The organism is Absiella sp. AM09-50 (assembly GCF_003433845.1).
GTDB lineage: Bacteria > Bacillota_I > Bacilli_A > Erysipelotrichales > Erysipelotrichaceae > Hoskinsella > Hoskinsella hominis.
Window position 1 is genome coordinate 40,508 of the sequence record NZ_QVFI01000022.1, and the last position, 19,729, is coordinate 60,236.

14 protein-coding genes are annotated in these 19,729 nt (G+C 31.7%); all 14 read right to left on the reverse strand.

The genetic code is table 11. The annotated features are described in order from the left end of the window. Positions 1-233 precede the first annotated feature (233 nt). The 14 genes from DW114_RS15875 to DW114_RS15940 all read right to left on the reverse strand — a co-directional run bounded on the left by DW114_RS15875 (position 234) and on the right by DW114_RS15940 (position 19,658). Positions 234-653 (reverse strand): helix-turn-helix domain-containing protein, encoded by a 420-nt coding sequence (locus DW114_RS15875; RefSeq protein ID WP_158550359.1) that lies wholly within the window; start codon positions 651-653, stop codon positions 234-236. Between the two features lie 73 nt (positions 654-726). Beyond that, the gene (locus tag DW114_RS15880; protein ID WP_117454723.1) at positions 727-1,050 is read right to left on the reverse strand and encodes a hypothetical protein; all 324 of its coding nucleotides are present in this window, start codon (positions 1,048-1,050) and stop codon (positions 727-729) included. A 45-nt stretch (positions 1,051-1,095) separates the two neighbouring features. Beyond that, entirely contained in the window at positions 1,096-1,569 is a 474-nt protein-coding gene (locus DW114_RS15885; RefSeq protein ID WP_117454724.1) for a hypothetical protein, read from the reverse strand. 311 nt (positions 1,570-1,880) lie between these two features. After that, entirely contained in the window at positions 1,881-2,540 is a 660-nt protein-coding gene (locus DW114_RS15890; protein ID WP_117454725.1) for a pilin N-terminal domain-containing protein, read from the reverse strand. Next, a complete protein-coding gene (locus tag DW114_RS15895) occupies positions 2,521-3,369 on the reverse strand; it encodes a class C sortase (RefSeq protein WP_117454726.1) in 849 nt (282 codons plus the stop codon). Before DW114_RS15895 ends, DW114_RS15890 begins: the two co-directional genes overlap by 20 nt. Positions 3,370-3,378: 9 nt before the next feature. Then, positions 3,379-4,830, reverse strand: coding sequence for a SpaH/EbpB family LPXTG-anchored major pilin (locus DW114_RS15900; RefSeq protein ID WP_207732765.1), 1,452 nt, complete (start codon positions 4,828-4,830; stop codon positions 3,379-3,381). Continuing rightward, positions 4,823-12,574 (reverse strand): Cna B-type domain-containing protein, encoded by a 7,752-nt coding sequence (locus DW114_RS15905; RefSeq protein WP_117454727.1) that lies wholly within the window; start codon positions 12,572-12,574, stop codon positions 4,823-4,825. Before DW114_RS15905 ends, DW114_RS15900 begins: the two co-directional genes overlap by 8 nt. Before the next feature lie 23 nt (positions 12,575-12,597). Further along, positions 12,598-12,999 (reverse strand): RrF2 family transcriptional regulator, encoded by a 402-nt coding sequence (locus tag DW114_RS15910; RefSeq protein WP_054322364.1) that lies wholly within the window; start codon positions 12,997-12,999, stop codon positions 12,598-12,600. Between the two features lie 221 nt (positions 13,000-13,220). Further along, on the reverse strand, positions 13,221-13,832 hold the full coding sequence (locus DW114_RS15915) for a recombinase family protein (RefSeq protein ID WP_117454728.1): 612 nt from the start codon (positions 13,830-13,832) through the stop codon (positions 13,221-13,223). A 256-nt stretch (positions 13,833-14,088) separates the two neighbouring features. Further along, complete coding sequence (locus DW114_RS15920; protein ID WP_117454729.1) at positions 14,089-15,759, reverse strand: lysozyme family protein; 1,671 nt, start codon at positions 15,757-15,759, stop codon at positions 14,089-14,091. A 2-nt stretch (positions 15,760-15,761) separates the two neighbouring features. Next, positions 15,762-16,151 (reverse strand): DUF6075 family protein, encoded by a 390-nt coding sequence (locus DW114_RS15925; RefSeq protein WP_207732764.1) that lies wholly within the window; start codon positions 16,149-16,151, stop codon positions 15,762-15,764. 38 nt (positions 16,152-16,189) lie between these two features. After that, complete coding sequence (locus DW114_RS15930) at positions 16,190-16,957, reverse strand: DUF6674 family protein (RefSeq protein WP_054322365.1); 768 nt, start codon at positions 16,955-16,957, stop codon at positions 16,190-16,192. A 3-nt stretch (positions 16,958-16,960) separates the two neighbouring features. Beyond that, complete coding sequence (locus DW114_RS15935) at positions 16,961-19,303, reverse strand: VirB4-like conjugal transfer ATPase, CD1110 family (protein WP_117454730.1); 2,343 nt, start codon at positions 19,301-19,303, stop codon at positions 16,961-16,963. Further along, a complete protein-coding gene (locus DW114_RS15940; RefSeq protein ID WP_117454731.1) occupies positions 19,296-19,658 on the reverse strand; it encodes a PrgI family protein in 363 nt (120 codons plus the stop codon). The genes DW114_RS15935 and DW114_RS15940 overlap by 8 nt, the downstream gene beginning before the upstream one ends. Positions 19,659-19,729: the final 71 nt, after the last annotated feature.

The window sequence follows — 19,729 nt, forward strand, 5'->3', positions numbered from 1 at the left end:
ACACAACTGCAGTACAGGAGTATCATTATACCTAATAAATTTCATTGCCGAACATTTGCTAGATGTTTTTACAGTTCAATTTTATTCGCTCGCATATCACTGGTCATGGCGTATTGACTGAAAGGCTCATTTACTAGGAACGTATCTAATAGCTGTTATTTTGTTTTCAAGGATCAGTGAATCCTACTTTTTAAGTGGGTTCACTATATATGCCACGAAAACGTCTTTTTTTCTCACATTTTTAAAAGTTCTTTTATTTTTTTTATTTTTCGATAGATAGAACTCATAGAAAGACCTAAAATTTGAGAAATTTCCCGAACATTATATCCATGCTGCTTTAAGATAATAATATCTAATACAATTGAATCTGTGTATTTTAAATACTCAAATAATGTTTCATTTTCAATTTGATCCAATAAATCTTCTATCGAATAAGATTCTTTTTTGTCATGCACTGGTTGCATATAAAAGAAAATATCTTTTGTAACATTTTGATTTCGTCTAAATCTTCGCTCGGCATTAAACTGTTCTAAGTCAAATTCATGTAATTCTTCTATTTTTTGTTCATTGAAATGATGTTGTCTTAAAATTTTTTCTTCTCTATCTTTCCATTCTTTCCATCGTATATATTCTTTTTTATAATCATAACCCATATGATAATCCTCCATTTACTAAAAAGGTAAAACAATTTGGAGTAGGGAGGGCTACGACACCTAATTTCCGGTTTCATATCATAAATAATGAAACAAGTACATCATGAACATGACAATACATTTCAAATTCATCATAAGTAGCTGGAAACATTGAAATTCTACTAGAATAATTTACAAAAATAACAGTGATTTCTTTTTTTACTAGAGAAATTATCAATCTTCTCATTTCAAATGAATTTAACCATTTTTCAGTAGAGATTTTTTTTATTACACCAATAATATCCATATGATTTTGAATTACAGAAACTTTTAGTTGATCTACTAAATAATCTAATAAGTTTCTCGATAATTGTTCTCCTATTCTACAATAAATCAAGATTTTAATTTTCTTTTGCATAATCATTGCCTCCCGAAAAGTTCTTTTCACCCATATATGTGAAAGTTACTTATCAAGTGGTAGAAACTTTTTTATCTTTTTTTGAATTATTTGTTGAATTTGCTTTTTATGATAAATAATAGTTGAGTTTTTTACTCCTAGTACCTTTGCAACATTTCTTATTGACATATTTTCAATAAAAATAAGATTTGCTATTGTTTTATTTGGTTCATTTAACATTGATATTTCATGTAATATTTTCACATACAAGTCGTGTATAATAATTTTGTCTAGGAGTTCGATTTCCTTCTTATATACAAAAAAAGTAGCTAAATCAATATCTTCAAAATACAAGACTGATTTAGCTACTTCCATATGATGCATATGTCGAATTTGATCATAACTACTTCTAATAGTTTTAAACACCTCCTCACTTACTTCAACATACTCTTTATTCACTTTTATGTAATACTGTCTATGTTCCTTATTGCCATAAGTTTTAAAACTATTTTTATTGTAATCATATTTATAATTTTTCATCGCTATTTCCTCCTCATATTTAAAAAATAAAAATAAGAAATAGGAGGATCACGATTATGTTTCATAACTTTTCTCTCCCTTATAGTTATGAATTCGTTATTTAAGGCTAAAATATTTTAGCTCTTAAATAATTAGAAATAGATTTATGGGATATACTATGTCTAATCATGGTATATCTTTAAACATTTTTCTATACTTCATCTATTATCAAAAAATTTCTTTATAAAATATCTCCATATATTTCAGTTTTTCATATATAAAAAGGGTAATGCTATTATTTAAAGCAACTACCCTTAATTAAAACTATTGAGTTATTTTCTTTGTTTTCTTGTAACACTTAATAAAGCTAATCCTGAAACTAATAACAATACTATCCATAGTATTACATTTGTGTTATCCCCTGTTTCTACTGAACTATCAGGAATAGTAGGGGAGGTAGGGATTTCATTTTCATCTTTTTCAATAAATTTTGGCTTAGAATAGACATTAAATATTTCATTACTATCTTCAATCATAGGTATAGAGATTAAAAAAGGTTCCGAGTAATATTTAATATCATCTCTTTCTTTTTGAGATACTAAATATAAACCTAAATCTAGATCAAAAAATTGAACAATTCCATTTTTGTTAGTATTTTTTTCATCAGTAAATGAAATATTTTTACCTTTCATATACGCTTGTAATGCATAACTCATTTCTTTCATTTGTGATGCATTCATATTTGTAGAAATATTCTTGAAGTCTTTAAAATCTCCCACATTTACAAATTGTCCATTAACAATATCTGCGACTTTAACAATTTGAAATGGCATATCAACAAATTCGACGATTTTACCATCGTCAAGATAATGAGCATACAGAGAAATTGATCCTGTATTTTCTTTCGCTAAAACTGTTTTGGTAGGCAAAAAGATAAATAGCATACAAATGATTATGATTTTTAAATGATTCTTATTTGCTAACCACTTCATGATTTTTCCTCCTTACCTTCAATAACAAAAATATTAACATTAAAACTGTAAATCCAATTAAAAGAATTTGAATTTCAAAAGGTACATGAATTCCATTATCAACTTCATTGGCTTGTTCTTCAATTGCTTTTTGATAATCAATCCTTATTCCTCTTACAAGCAATCGATGCGTGTTTACTGAATAAGGTGTACAAGTAATCAATGTGACATAATCTTTACCATCTACAATTTCAAGATCTTTTGTTTCAGTTGGTAAGACTATCTTGATTTGATCAATTTTATAAGCACTCGTATTTCCTAACACTTCCATATAGAAAATATCTCCAATTTCTAACAAATCTAAATCAGTAAATAGATTGGAACTAGGCAAACCCCTATGCCCTGACAAAGCAGCATGCGTGCTCTTTCCACCTATTGGTAATGATGTTCCTTGAAGATGCCCTACACCCTTTTGTAAAACTTTCTCTGAAGTAGTGTGGTAGATTGGTAATTTAACGTCAATTCTAGGAATTTGAATATATCCCATAACTCCATCACCATTAGAATTTAATAAACTCATGTAATATTTATCTACTTTTTCAATACTCATAAATGGATCATACAATTCCTCTTTTCCTATCAAAGAGGAATTGTATGTTTGTGCATCTTTAAGCATTGTATCTTTTGTTTCTTGGTCTAAACCAATCACTGATTTTTCATATGACTGAATCACTTGAGAACTATGAATTCTTGATAAATAATCACTAATTGTTGGATAAAGTAAAACCCCAATGAAAAACAATAATACTACAATTCTTATTCCATCAAAAATTCTTTTTTTTATGTTCATAGAGATTAACTATTTATTTTCATTTAATTTATTCTTTTTATTTGATTTCATAAATGAATATAACACTGCTAAGATTCCAGCAGTACCTACTACTGTAAATAACACTGTACCCATACCACCAGTTTCAGGTAATAAAGAACCTTTGTTGTTTTTTACTGTTACATCGTTACCAGTTACTGTAACATCAGTTCCATCATTATTAGAAGATGCTCCAATTGTGATAGTTGTAGGATCTTTTAAGATGTTATATCCATCTGGTGCTTTTGTTTCCACTAATGTATATTTTCCATCATCTAATCCCTTAACAATAATTTTACCGTTAGTTGGTGATACTAATGTAGATGTTTTAGTTAATTGATTATCTGCTTTATCTGTATCAGTAGCAACTCTATATTCACCATTTCCTAAATCAACAAATTCAATTGGATCACCATTTGTATCAGTTCCTCTATATAATTTGAATTCTGCTCCTGCTAATGTTTCAGTTCCATCTCCATTTTTCTTTGTAATAGTCAAATTATGTGTTCTTACAATTACTTTATCTGGAGTTCCCTGAGTTAAATGATCAGGATCATTCCCATATTCAACATTTGCTGTATTGGTTTCTTTACCGGCAGTAACTGCGTTTTCATTTAACACTGCATCATATTCAAATACGATAGCTTCATTTGCTTGATCTTTATATTTAATAAAGTCATTAATTTCGATAGTAATTTCTTGTCCTTTAACTGTTACTGTATACTCAGTGTCTGTAAGTTGTTTATTACCGATTGTAACTTTTTCATTTAATGTTTCTTTTGTTACTGTTAATCCTGAACTCATAGTATCTGTTAATTTAAAAGTATATTTATCAAATCCTGTCATGTTTGGAACCATAGACTCAACTTTGAATCGAATAGTATCTCCGACTTGTGCAGAAGTCCAATTATTTCCATCAATAGTTTTATCTACACCAGGTTCTTTTCCTTTTAAATATACATCTTGGCTTGCTTTTGAAACTGTAGTGAACATTGGCGTAAATGCTTCATTACTTGGGATAATAACATAATATCCTGCATCTAAATCTTTTGTAGTATATTCTTTCTTACTAGCTTCACCAGTTAAAGTTTCAGCTGGTGTTAAACTTTTAGTTTTAACATATTCTTTTACTTTGTTTTGAAATTCTTCACTTTTTACATTATTTTTAATGTAGTTATATGCTTCATCATCAGTAGCAGGTGTACTTTGAGTAGCATTTGCATTAAAGAAATCTTTAAAATCATCTGCAATTGTATAAGCTGCTGATTTTTCATCTGCTGTTACAGTCGCATTCATCATCTTATAAATATCAAATGTTACGCTAGTAACATCGTGTTTCCCTGTGTGAATCGTAATTTTTCCTGTGCTTGCTGCAAATACACTTGTTACCATAGAAAACATTACCATAAGTGTAAGTGCAAATGTTCCTAATTTTTTAAACATGTTTCTCATTTCTCTTTTTTCCTTTCTTCATACTGTAAATCGTTGCTAATATACCTATCATTCCAATAAAGGTAAATACATAGGTTCCTATTCCTCCTACATCAGGTAAGAATGGAATATGTGAATTGGTTATCGTAATAGTAAATCCATCTTCTGAACTTTCTATTGTTGTCGAATAACCATCAACCTCTTTTTCGGCTACATGATATGTATAATAAGCATGTGTACCATCATCTAATACTATATATGCATCCAATCCCTTGACAATTGTTTGCCATACATTTTTCATATCATCTGATGGTTTCACTTTAATCGTCTGTGCAAATTGATCATCTTTAACAATATCACCATTACTATTTGTATATGTTCTTGTTAAATAAAGTTCAATTTCATCTGGACGAATACCTTCAAAATTGCCAAAATCTTTCCATACCTTGTTGATCGTTAAATTTATTAACTCATCACAAGGGTCTTGCATATCAGATGGAGGTGGGGTTAAATTTTCCTCATTATCTGATGTTTTGGTATTTTTCATCAATACTGCTTTTGCTGATGAAATATACACATCTGCATCTTTATTTATATCAACGCTAGAAAGTTTAGCTTTTTTGAACTTATCAAATGTCTCAACATCTTTGATATGTGAGATCACAAACTCATTCCAATCACTATTAGATAATTCTGCTTGAATTGTTTTATCTTGAACAATAAGAGAAGTTAACTCATCATGATCACGATAAACACGATATATATTTTTGTTTCCTTCAATATTTTCAACTGTATTAAAATCATATACCGAATCTAAAGAGGTAACTCCTGCAAAAGGACCAACTTTATCTTTCGTACCTCGAATGGTATCCGCATAATACATTTGATTATTCTCAAACAATCCTTCATCGTTAAATCCTACAAATCCACCGGCATAACCATTTTTATCAGTGCCATCTTTGTCATCATTAGCACCGCCACCAAATACATCATAACCAATAGAAATTCCGGTAATTGAAGAATTTTTAATACTTGTACGATTGGATTTAATCAATCCGATATTGATGTTTTTAACATCATCTTTATTAATATGATCTCCTGTTGTATCTGTACAAGGCACTTCAATATAACTATCTCCAATATGGATTTGAGCTACATCGCTTGTTCCATTTCCATTGTTTTTTTCTAATGCAACAGAAATCGGTAATCCTAGAAGTGTTACAGAAAGTGTTTTTCCATCACTTAACAATTTAACCTCTAAAAGTTTTCCTAGACCAATGTCAATGGCACCCAGATCTTGTAAATCACCGATATATAAAATATCTAGTAATGCATTTACAATTCCCAAAATAGGATCTAATAATGTAGTTGATCCTGCATCAATATCTGCTAAGTAGGAGAATGTTGTTCTTCCAACAAATCCACCAGCAATTTGATCACTGTTTACTTTTTTAATATTAGTAACATGACTATTATCTATTTTCGCAAGGTCAGCAAATCCTGCAAATCCACCTGAAATCGGTTCTTTTCCATTTTGTGAATTTACAATAAAGCCTTCTTTGATACCATCAACGTTACAGTTATCACAATGTGAACCAAAGTTATCTAAAACACCTGCAGTGGCATTTAATAAACCATCAAGTGCTCCTCCAGTTTCTGCTTTATCTAAATCAACAACACCACTTTTTCCAAGATGACCAATAAATCCACCTGCATAATTTAAGGCATTGACTTGATTTAATTTCGTTACTTTTGAATTCTTTACAGAACCATTTAATAAGCTTCCACCAAATCCACCTGCATTTCCTGTCTGAACTTTGTTTTCAAATGCACCTGATTCATTTTGTGTATTAGCACTAACGATTAGTCCTTGATCATTTGAACCATTCACTAATCCATGATAAATATATGATCTAAATGCATCTAGTACATCTAATTCTCCTATTTTTATAAGACCTAATATTCCATTGGACTCATTATCACCAACTTCAGCAACCGCAGCCACATCAGCTAGTCCAAAGAATCCACCAACGTGTTCTCCACCAATGACTTTTCTTATGTTGTTGACAATTAACGAATCGCTATTGCTATCTTTATCTCCTAGAACTGCACCACTCATACTTCCTACAAATCCACCCGTTGCATAAGCATATTGAATATTGGGACTGTTATCAATTTGATATCTTCCATCAATTGTAATACCCCAATTATTCCATGCATCTACTTTGGCGTATTTAACAGTAGATACAGTAGCATTTAATAAAGAAGCTAACTTATCTGGATTACCTAAAATAGGTTTTAACAATATTGGAAGTAATCCACTATTGGAACCAACATTCACTTCAGCGGCACTTCCTGAAATAATACTTCCTGCAAAGCCACCAACGGTATTCGTTCCTTTAATCGTTTTTAACTTCTCAATCGAACAGAATTCATTTTCATTTCCTTCGATTTGTCCACCAATAATAATACCAGCAAATCCTCCGGCATTTCCTTGTTGATTTTTCAAATCAGTACCACTTGCGATAACACTCGCTCCTGATTGATAACCACGAGCAGATGATGTTTTAATGACTGGTACAAATGTTTGTAATACTGGTAAAGATCCTACAACATCAAGATCTCCTATTGTAATACCTCCAACATTGGCAACACCAGCACTTGTCATTTCTCCGACAAATCCGCCGCTACTTCGATATGCTGTTACTAACTTTATGTCATAAGCATGAGCAGAAGTAACAACTCCTCCATCCATTCTACCAACATAACCACCAGCTGCACTACCTTGTGTTGCTAATGTACCAACTTCTTCTCTAGCAGCTTTAACATCATATCCATAAGCATATTTCTCAATAATTTCATTCAGTTGTTCTTGTGTTTCTACTTTTCCTAATTCTTGTAGTTGTTGACCATAAGCACCATTGATACCAACTGCGCCAACCCAAGAATTCCATACATCAACTGTTAATTTTCTTAATGGTCCATATACTGCTGTATTCGTTTCTGTTGAATAAACAGCTCCAAGAGCAGATAATGGATTACTTATCGTAATGACATCAAATAAGATATTTAAGTTTCCTGTATCTGCAACATTTGCATTTTCTGTTCTACCACTAAATCCACCTGCAAATTCATATCCATAAACATTTCGAATACGCACTGCTGCATTTTCTTTTAAAACTGTAGGGGGCTCGTTATTCCATTCTCTTTCTGATTTTCCTTCTATTCTTCCACCAATGTTATGACCTACATAACCACCAGCTAATCCTCTTTCTCTTGTTGCATCACTTGCTGCATCAGCACGAACTGCACCACCACAAGGAACAGATGTCGTTTCTGAATTATATATCATTGGGATAAATGATTGAAGAACAGATAACAAGTTTCCTTCAACATTCAATAATCCGCCTAATACATCAGCATTTCCTACAACACTTGCAACATTACCAGGTTGCATTCTACCAACATATCCACCAGCACTTTCTTGTCCAATAATGTACTCAAAATTGTAAGCATTACAGTTTTGAAGTGCTGAACCATCAATCGTTCCTGCATATCCACCTGCATGACCTTGTAAATCACTACCATCTTTGTAATTAGCAAGTACAGAATATCCACCTACTGCACCAGTAACATCTGAATTTTCAATTTCTGAAGCAACGACATCTAATGCTTGTGTTACATCATTTAATCCAATAATATCTCCTAAAACACCTAAACCTGAACCTAATGAAGCAGAACTTCCAATATCCAACTTACCAACATATCCCCCAGCATATCGTAATCCTTTTACAGCATAATTAGATTCATTTCCAAAATAAGAAGAACCATCATTACTGCTTAAATCACTTGGTGCTTTGACTGTTGTATGCCTTAATTTATCAACATGTGAATTGCTGATTTTTAATCCACTACCATATCCGACATATCCTCCAGCACTACCAGAATTACTATCATCCTTATTTGTTGAAGTAACTTCAACAATAAGTCCTTTTGAAGAAACCCCTGCTGAATTAATAACTGGGATATAGACATTTAAAACACTTAATAAATCACTTGCACTAATATTTAATAGTCCATTTAAAATGGATAAATCACCAGCAGTTGCTAAACCACCAGAATAAATCTTACCTGCAAAACCACCGGCATAATACGATCCTTTTACATTTAATATATTAGATACTGCATATGGATTATCTAATTCCTTATTATTAATATATCCACTTTGCATTTCTCCAATGAAACCACCTGCATATGCTGCACTAACTTGAGAAACATCGGCAGATTCTGGTTGATAATCAACTGTCGTATTTTTAAAGTCAGAAACTAAATACGGAACAGCATTCAACAATCCATTAATTCCTAAAAGTTCTAATGCATCTGTATCTCCATTCGCTGCATCGGCTAAACCACCAGTTTCAGTTGCACCTGCAAATCCACCTGCATAGCCACTTGTTTCATCGGCTGTAACATCTTTTATTCTTTTTACTTGAGAATTACGAATGTGTACGCTTGTTGATTTTCCAATAAACCCACCAGCATAATATTTTGTTACATCAACATCAGTCGATTGTGTTCCGAATGCTTTTACTGTAAATCCACTTGTTGTTCCTTGTACATCACATTCACTCATATCCAAGACAAGTCCTTGTGCTAGGTTAAGCAAGTTTGATATTTTAACTAAATTTAATCCAAGTATATCTAGTGCTTCGGTTTCAGCTAAACTTCCAGTTCCACCATAACCTACGAAACCACCTGCATAATTGTTTGCGTCTACTTTTTGAAGTTCACTAATATGTACATTTGAAACAGTACCACCCATTGCCTTACCAGCAAAACCTCCGGCATAATCTTGGGTTGCGTGAATAATTCCCGGTGTATCAATACTTGATACTGATGTATTTGCAATTTCAAACCCTAAGAAATTTCCAATTCCTAAAGTTTTATTCAATATTCCAGCAGCACTTGCTGTTTTAACTTCTCCAATCACACCTCCAATGTGAGATTGACCGGAAATTTCTTTTAAATTAGAGATTGTATTTTTTCTTCCTAATATTGCATAATTTAGTTTTCCAATTACATTTTTCCAAACATAAGATTTTGATTCTAAATCAGATGAAGAAATTATTTTGACTCCATCTCCTTGACCTATCATACCTCCGGCATACTTATCCTTAACTGTAACAGTTAAGGAACCTGTTATTTCATTTCCGGCAAGGACACTTGGACTAATACCAGTTAAAGATAGTAAGACATTTTCTTGGTCTTGCGATAAAACTCCACTTAATAAACTTCCTAATAATCCTGTTAAGTCTTTTCTACCATCATAAAAATCTTTTAAAGAGATAGATTGCCCTAAGGCTGCAATTCCACTCATTCCACCAGCATAAGAATCAGCTGTAATATTTGTTGTACCAGATATACTAGAATCAACGATAAAACTGTTTGCAAGTGCACCGCTCATTCCACCACTATATTTTTCTATTGCTTGAACGTTTAAACTTGTTGTTTCTACTTCACAATTCAATAAAAATGTATTAAGTTGAAATGCATTAAACAATTCAATACCTAAACCACTTAACACACCAACTAACTCAGCATTCGCACTATATCCTGTAAATCCACCTGCCATATTTTTAGCAGTTACATTCAAGTTATTTGCTTTTACTGTACTGTTTTTTATCAGTGTTCCCACTGCTTTTCCAGCAAATCCACCTTGAAAATTATGTGTTTCATTTTCAATAGATAAATCAGATCCTGTATTGTCTACAAGACTATTAGAAATTGTTGGACTTTTATAGCCGGTTGGAATAAGTTTATTTAAATCGATAATATTCCCGTCTAAAAGCACTTCTATTAATGTTCCTAAATCTACAAAAGGAATAATATTTAAAACATTTTCCAAGATGGTTGTAAGATTACCTAACGCATCTTGTAGACCACCATATTCAGTTACACCTTCTACATGACCAACAAAACCACCAGTTAAATCATTTACATTACTAATTTTTGTTACATTTTCAACAACACAATCCTCAACAGTAACATCTCCACTAATTCTTCCAGCAAATGCTCCTGTCGCGAAGACACTTGGATCTCCTTCACCATTAGGATTCAATAAATCTCCCAATACCTCTCCAAGATTTCCTAATAAGCCCCCTAAAATTGGTTTTAAAAGATCTAATAGACCTTGAATCAATCCAGTATTATCTTTAATTTCACTAGTTGAATTCGTTACTGAAACATTTTGAAGTTTTATGTTCTTTACAGCAACTTGTTGGTCTACAGTTCCTAAATTCTTAGTAGATTTTGACATAATACTTCCAAAGAATCCTACTCCGGATTGTTCTTTGGTATCGATTGGAGCGGTTTGATTAACTGTAACATTAGAAATAACAGGTCGAGTAGTGTTATTATCAATTCCATTATCATTCCATAAACTATTTCCTTCATTAGAAACAGCTCCCAACATTGTTCCACTAAACATCAGTGGTTTCCAATCAACATTACTTAAATCAATATCTCTAAAAATAATATAATTCGCATCACTTGAATATTTTAAATTTGAATATTCGGTTTTTAAATCAGATTCTGAAATATAAGTTCCACTTTGACTATCATATCCTAAAATCTCATAATTTCCTGTTAATAAGCTACCTAATATATTTCCTAAAATATCATTAACACTTCCTAGTAAACCTTTTGAAAAATTTACATTCATCAATTCAGTTGTACTTTGTTCGAAATATTTAAAATTTTTACTGTCAGATTTATCTAAAGTTAATGCTATATCCGTTTTGAAATCTGCATCTCCTGGATAAAGAGGTGTATATTTGTTCGTAGGATTTAAAAGCCCTGGTTTTTTGTGGAGAACTAATGTTGGTGTCACCTGCATTAGATTACCATCTTTATCTTTACGACCAATAGCAGCCAACTGTTGTTTGTTCCCTATTAAAATATATTTAACACCATCTAATTCTTTATAAACTTGTCCTATGTAGTCTCTACCAGATAACTCTGCATTTTCCCATTTAGAATCTGCTAAAGCTTCTATTTCTTGTTTCTTTGCTTCTTGTACTTTTTGTACTTTTATTGCTTCTGTCACTGGACGCTCTGCTGTAAAACTTTTAGATAGTACATAATGATGTTCATTACTATAAGTTAAATAGTCTTGTGATTCATTTGGGTAGATAAGTTGTCCTTGTCCAAATTGAGTGACATCATAATCTAGTGTTAATACAGGCTCTAGTGAAGATTTATCACTTTGCATTAAATCTAACTGATATGAATTATAAACATAAATCGTATCTGTATCTTTATCATACAATGGAGAAGACTCACTTTCTTGCTTGTTAATAAACGAACCTGTAAATCTTTCTGGTAAATTCCATTTTTCTCCATTTAATGCAATATCGTTTTCTAAAACATAATTAGCATCTAAAGAATAAGTAATAGTTTCATCATCTACTACAACATCTTTTCCTAAACCAAAACTTTCTTTTGTTTCGTCTAAATCTTTAACTTTTTGATTAGTACCAATTGCTTTTAATTGTTCAAGATTATAAATGTGAATTGTTTCTTCCTTATATATATGGGAATAGTTCTCTGATATTTCAACCGGAATTACATAGTTTTCATTTTCATTTACTTCAGCATATATTTTTTTATCTGAAATTCCATATACAGTAAATGAAGAGAAAGTTACTACTAAACTTAGCACCACCAATAATAATCTCGTCGCTCTTGTCTTTTTCATTTTTTAATACTCCTTATAATGCACTATTGATCCAATATTTCTTTAACAGTAATTGAAGATAATCTTTCTTCCATCATTCTTTGTAGAAAACAATAAGTCTTTCTAACAGGACAATAATCTGTTGCGCGTTGACTACAATATTTATCCGGCTCTAAACACCGATTAATTTTAGTAGTAGGTTCCATCGTACCTATAATATCCAATAAACTAATTTCAGATTTATCCTTAGCAATAGAAAAACCTCCATTTTTTCCATTATATGTATGAATTAATTGAGCATTTTCTAATTTCTTTGTTATTTTTAATATATAGTGTTGAGGGATACATAGATTTTCTGATAATTCTTTTGATGTAATCTTTTTTTGTTTTGTAGATAGATATAAAATAATTCTAATTGCATAGTCTGTTGTAATGTTTAATTGCATTGACTTCCCCCTTTATATAACCTGATAAGGTAAGGTGTGTTTAAATTTAAAAATAAAAAGATTTCTCAACCTTTTATTTAATGGTTCATAATGTACACATTTTTTACCAGTATCTTCTAAGCTTAAATATATGGCTTATTAAGTCATTTAATATGATAATACATAATTTTCCAAAAAACAATAATTTGGTAAAAATTGTGTACTTTTATTTACAAAAAATGTTATAATTTATAATTTTTTTCATGTTTTTTTATCCACTTAGTTAAAGTATTATGATTTGTATGTAACAGTCTTGCACCTTCACGTTTACTGATTTTATTATTTTTCCATAACTGATAAATTTCATCAAATTCTTTTGGAATAGGAAGCGGTGGTCGACCAAGCTGAACGCCTTTTTCTTTTGCTATTCGTATTCCTTCTGCTTGTCGTTGTTTTATATTTTCACGCTCTACTTGTGCTACATAAGAGAGAATTTGCAACACTAAATCCGCAATAAATTTACCCGTTATTCCATTCACTTGATTTCTCGTATCTAACAATGGTAAATCTAAAACAATGATATCGATATTTTTTACTTTTGTAAGGTATCGCCATTGTTCCTGTATCTCATCATAATCTCTTCCTAATCGGTCTATCGATTTAATATACAGTTCATCATTTGAATTTAATTTTTTTAATAACGATTGATATTTCTTGCGATTAAAATTTTTACCTGATTGTCTATCAATATACATGTTTTTCTCTAAAATCCCTATATTACGCATTGCTTCTACTTGTCTATCAATATTTTGATCCTTACTTGAAACTCGAATATATGCATATTTATTTGTCATAACAATTCCTCCTAAATGTTAATTTTATAGGAGAAATTATAAATTCACTTGTACTATATAAGACTACAAATATCATAAAACGAAAATATTTCTACACAATAGAGTAGACACTTTACAATTTGATGTTAAATCCTCTTTTTATACATACTATTTTAAAGAAAACTTTCGACAGGCTTTACTATTTACTGTTTTGTTCTTTCAAACTTTATAATACCAAACCTGATACTATGTAATAATTCTAGGCACATTCCTAGAACTATTTTTTTATGGTTCCATAGCCCATAATGACATTGCTATTAACTGAATAAGTGTTTCTTCTTACTTCATCATTAGAGTTGCCTTCCACAGTATAAACAATACCATTTTCTGCTTTTTCGACCATACCTACATGATCACAATGATTATCATTGTTCCAATCAAAGAAAATAATCATTCCTTCATTTGGTACAGTTCCTCGTGGTAACCATTGATTTCTTTCTTTAAACCAGTTCATACCAACAGTAACATTTTCAAACTTAGGCATCGAACCATCTTGAAGCATTCCACATTGTTCAGAACACCAACTCACAAAGATCGCACACCATTCTACTCGTGATGAATAACCCCACCAAGACCAATAAGGAATACCACCTTTATTACCTAACTGTGTTAAAGCAATATTGACTAACTGACTATTTCCCGTTCCAAGTTGTGCGAACTGATAATAACGCATGACATGAGGAACATATTCAGGATCACCATAACTGCTCCAACCATGTTTTGCGGCTTGTTCTTCAGAGAATACTTGTGCGTTGGCTTGCGAATACCCACCAAAGTTTTTAACTGCCCATTCGATATAGCCATTGCCATAATTATATCCCTGCCATGCTAAAGAAAGATTTTCTATATCAAATGGATCTTTACACTTTGCTCGTTTTATACAGTCCGCAAAATTTTCGATTCCAACCTTGATTGAATATTCCGGATCAGTAATTCCGTTTGGTGTATTTGGATATTTTTTATTAAATGCACATTCCGATGACTGCATAGGATCATTTCCTTTACCACCAGATTCTTGCATCATGATAGCTTGAATGGCATTGACATATAAAGGAATTTCAAATTCATCTGCATACTTTTGAATAAGAGGTGTATAGGCAATGACTTCTTGTGATAATTGAGCATTACCAGAAGATGAATTTCCTCTACTCATAAAAATCCCACCGATAAGTGCAATCACTAAGATAAACAAACAGGCAACGCTGCCAATAGCCGATAAAAATAGATATACTTCTTTAGCACTTTCTATCATCTTCTTTAATGCTGAAGTTGTTGCTTTGCTTATCTTCTTTGCATAATTTGATGATTTCATGGCAACCTGTTTCATAGCAGAAGCAGATTCTTTTGATTTCTTCATAGACTGTATTGCATATTGTTTGGCTACATTTTTATTTTGAGAGGGTATCTTTACCGATACTTTTCTATCTTTTTTTGGTGCTTTGATAAATTGCTTAATTCCTTTGCTATCTGTTGTCTTAATATCTTTTTTATTTATTCGTCTAGTTTTGATAATACGATTCTTTGTAAAAACAGATTGTGTTTTATGTGCTTTGTTTTTGATTTGCTTATCTTGTTGCATAACAGGTGAAACACTGTTTTGATATTCTTTTTGTAGTGCTTTTATCGTATTCTTTTCTTTTTTGTGATTTCGATAGCATTTTTCATTAACCCTCGCATTGATAACGATATTTTTTGTATATCGTGGCACTTTTTCACTCGTTTTATTCACTGCATAATCGTGCGGTGTATGTTCTTTTTGCGAAGTATGTTCTTCATACTGTTCTTTTGATTTTATTGTTGCATGATGAATATGTTCAGATGCTATTTTTGCTTTATCGATCGTTTTGACATCTTTAAAAACTGTTCTTGTCTTGATATCTTTTGACATAATTATCGTTCTTCTCTTAATTGATTTTGATGTTCACGACAATACTCAGGATACCTTACTTTGACTGCCTCAAAATAAAAAGTACAATCCTCTGATTGAAACAAATCATAAGGTGTACTTTCTACCGTATTTTCTAATGTAAAACCATTCCAAAGATTAAAAGCAAGCAGTGTGGTACGCATAGAACCTGATGTTTGCCAATCTTGATGAAGTCCATCAAGTACAATCTTATCATTATGAACATCATATAAATCTTGTATATGTTTTCGACAATCTTGACTAATACCCAGTGTATAGAATAAAGAACGATGATAAGAATCGTTTTTTGAACATTGCTTCATCATGTTTTCATAAAACATTTTATGTTCTTTTGATTTAAACTGTATTTTCATGTTGTATTCCTCCTAAAAAATAGGGGAGAGCATAAGCTCTACCCTCGTTCATGATTGATTTCTTTGTATGATGATTTGGCAGATGTCATATTTTTCTTGATTTCATGCAAGGATTGTTTCACTGAATATTTTTCTTTGAACTCTGTTTCTCGTTTTTCTATCTTTTCAATTCCATGTTGTGTTTTTTGAGATAGGGTTGTCATTTTATCCATGACATGAAACAAAGCATTTTGAACATGACTGATCATACCTTTGTTGCTATCTCTAGGATTTACACTAGGAACTTGTTTTCCCATAATCACATGACCAATATTTTTAAAATGATGATTGACCGCATGAATTTCATCACCCAACTTTGTAAGATGATCGATTTCTTTATCTGCCTGTTGATTGATATGATCAAAACTGTTTTTCATCGTTTGCAGCATACCTTTGATATTTAACTTTTTCATTGTTGAAGTGAGAGCGTCTTTGCCTTTTTCTTTAAATTCTTTTAGTCCTTTATCAATGGTATTTTTAATTTGGTGTTTCATATCAAGCAATGTATTTTTAGCCGACTTAACTTTATCGGTTATATTGTCCACTGCTCGTATTGCAGTTGCCTTGATCGTTTTACTTTGAATCGTATTGAGTTCATTTCTAACATCTTTTAATTCTTGTAAAACTTCATTGAATTGTCTTTCAGCACTGTCCACATATTCAATAATAAATTCTAACTGCTTCTTTTCATTGTTCATGCCATGATAATCAAGAAGTTCTAAGAACTCCTTGATATTTTCATATTCGGCTAATGATTTATTTTCCATAGATTATTTCACTCCTTTGTTTTGATGATGGGTATCTGTTGGCTTGGTTGTCATTAACTGATAGAGTAGCGTATCTTTAGGGAAACGATTGATAAATGGGACTAATGAGCTTCCGTACTTAATCAGTCCACAACCTGCATCGGCATTGGTAATATACGACATCTGCTCATCAGATATATTTAACAGTTTCGCAAGTTTTTGACGGTCTTGTGGTGCTTGATTTAACATCACAACAAATTCACTGTTCGATAACATCGTACTTGCTAATACGGAATCTAATAAATACTCAACATTTTGTGTAATGGCTGTTGGATATGCATTTCGTTTTCTAAATCTTCGCCATGCACTATTGAAGAATGCACCTGAATATTCATTTTCAAAAACAACATGAAATTCATCAATAAACAAGTGAGTACGAATCCCTTTACGCCAGTTATCTGTTACACGATTGATCATCGCATCAGTAATGACCAATAATCCCATTGTCTTTAACTGTTTACCTAAGTCCATGATGTCATATACGATGATACGATTGTTCGTATCAACATTCGTTTTATGAGCAAACGCATTTAATGATCCGTTCGTAAATAATTCTAAAGATAAAGCTAGACTTTCTGCTTCCTTTTCCGGTTGTTCTAACAATTTTTCTCTTAAAACACATAAAGTTGGAAGTTTTCCACCATTTTGATAATCTTCGTAGACATAAGCTACACAACGGTCGATGATTGATTTTTCTTTTGATCCAAGTCCTTTTTTATCTAACTGCTCAAATAAAGATAAAACAAATTCAGACTTATCGACGATTGGATTTCCTCCATCACCATAGCCTTCTACCATATCCAAAGCATTGATATGATCATCACTTCCAGCGGCAATATGAATTACTTCTCCACCTAATGCTTTTATTAAAGAACTATACTCATTTTCGGGATCGCAGACTAAGATGTCATCATTGGTCGCAAGGGCTAAAAAGACGATCAGTTCTTTTGCACTGAATGATTTTCCGGCACCGGGAACACCAAGTAAAAAGGCCGATTGATTTAATAAATTTTCTTTATTAACCATAATCAAATTATGAGAAATGGCATTTTCACCGTAATAAATTCCATTCTTATCCATAATTTCCTGTACCCTAAAAGGGCATAGCACCGCTAAACTTTCTGTTGTTAAAGTACGAAGGGCATGAATTTTTCTCACTCCGATTGGTAATACCGTATTCAAACCGTCCATTTGTTGAAAATGCAACGGTACGATTTGGCAAAGATGTTTTCGTGCAATCGTTTGTAGAGTTTCGGTATCAGTATCAAGTTGTTTCTTTGTATCCGCAGTTAATACAAAGGTTAAAACTGCAAACATCATTCTTTGATCTCTTGTGGTTAAATCGTCTAAAAATTCTTTCGTTTCTTTTCTTTGTTGTTCTAAATCATAAGGAAGCACAGCACTGAAGTTATTATTTGCATTTTGTCGTCTTTGCCAATTTGTCGCATTTGTTTCTACACCTAATATACGATTTTCAACTTCTCGTACTGCTTCATCGGTAGGAATTGGAATCACATCAATGGACATCATCATATTGTGATTCATATCCGTTAGTTCCGCAATCATATTATCTTTGATATAACTAGCATAATCTTTTAAAAATAAAACTCGTCCATAACGATTTCCCATTTTAAAATGATCTTTTTTAAATTCAAAACTATCAGGACAGATATAATCTTTAAAATCATGTCCTCGTTTCATGAGCCTTGCTAAATCCATTGTATAATTGACTTCTTCACCTAAACGGTAAAAATCATGTAAGATACGAAGTCGTTCAGTGGTATCTAGTGGGGTACATCTGGCACCCAATCGTGCAAAATGAGAAGTTAAATCTGTTGTTACTCGACGAAAGTAAGTTCTTGCATCTTCATAACTCTTTTTAAATACAGATATAGTTACATACATTTCACGCACCATACCATTTGTTCCCATCGCTTTATCTAGTAACATTTGATTATACTCTTTGCGATAAATATCAAAACGATCCTCTTTTAAAGGCAGTAAGATTTCTTTTTCAAAATCTATCTGATTTAATCGTCTAAGGGCAATCGTAATCTTAGTTGTAGCGCCACTATCAAACGAATTTAACAATTCTGAATATTCCAAAAACATGGCTTCCTTGTCCTCACGAGAAGCGGTCGCATAGTTAATATCCGTAAATTTATAAGTCATAGAAAACTTGTTTTTGCCTACTTTGAATATGCCATCTTTCCATATGGTTTCAATAGGGATAATATGTTGTACCTTTTTCGGTATTTTAAATTTTTCTTTTTCTTGTTTGTTAATTGAAGAAAGCGTCTTAATCATGTTTCAACTCCTCCTTGCGTTTTTCTTCTAAAAATGGTTGGATACATTCCCAATAATAATTATTGCTTTCAAATTTGATTTGTTTAGGGATCAGGACTTCTGACTTTAACCATACCCATATAAATTTTTCGGCAGTCATACCGTTATAGCTAATAAATCCAAGTGCCGCAAAAGGAGCAGCACTTAGAATACATAACCATGACAATGTTTCCAAACCAAAATAAGGTTTAAAGATAAAATAAAAACCTACGGCACATACGCAGGCTAATATTGAAAAAATAAATTGTCTTAAGGAAAGTCCAAAATACATGGACTCTGTATAATTTCGTATTTCTTTATTTACTTTTACTTCCATAAACTCCTCCATAATAAGAAAAAGAACTACCCTAGAGTAATTCCTTGATAAGTTTGTTGTTGATTTTTAAT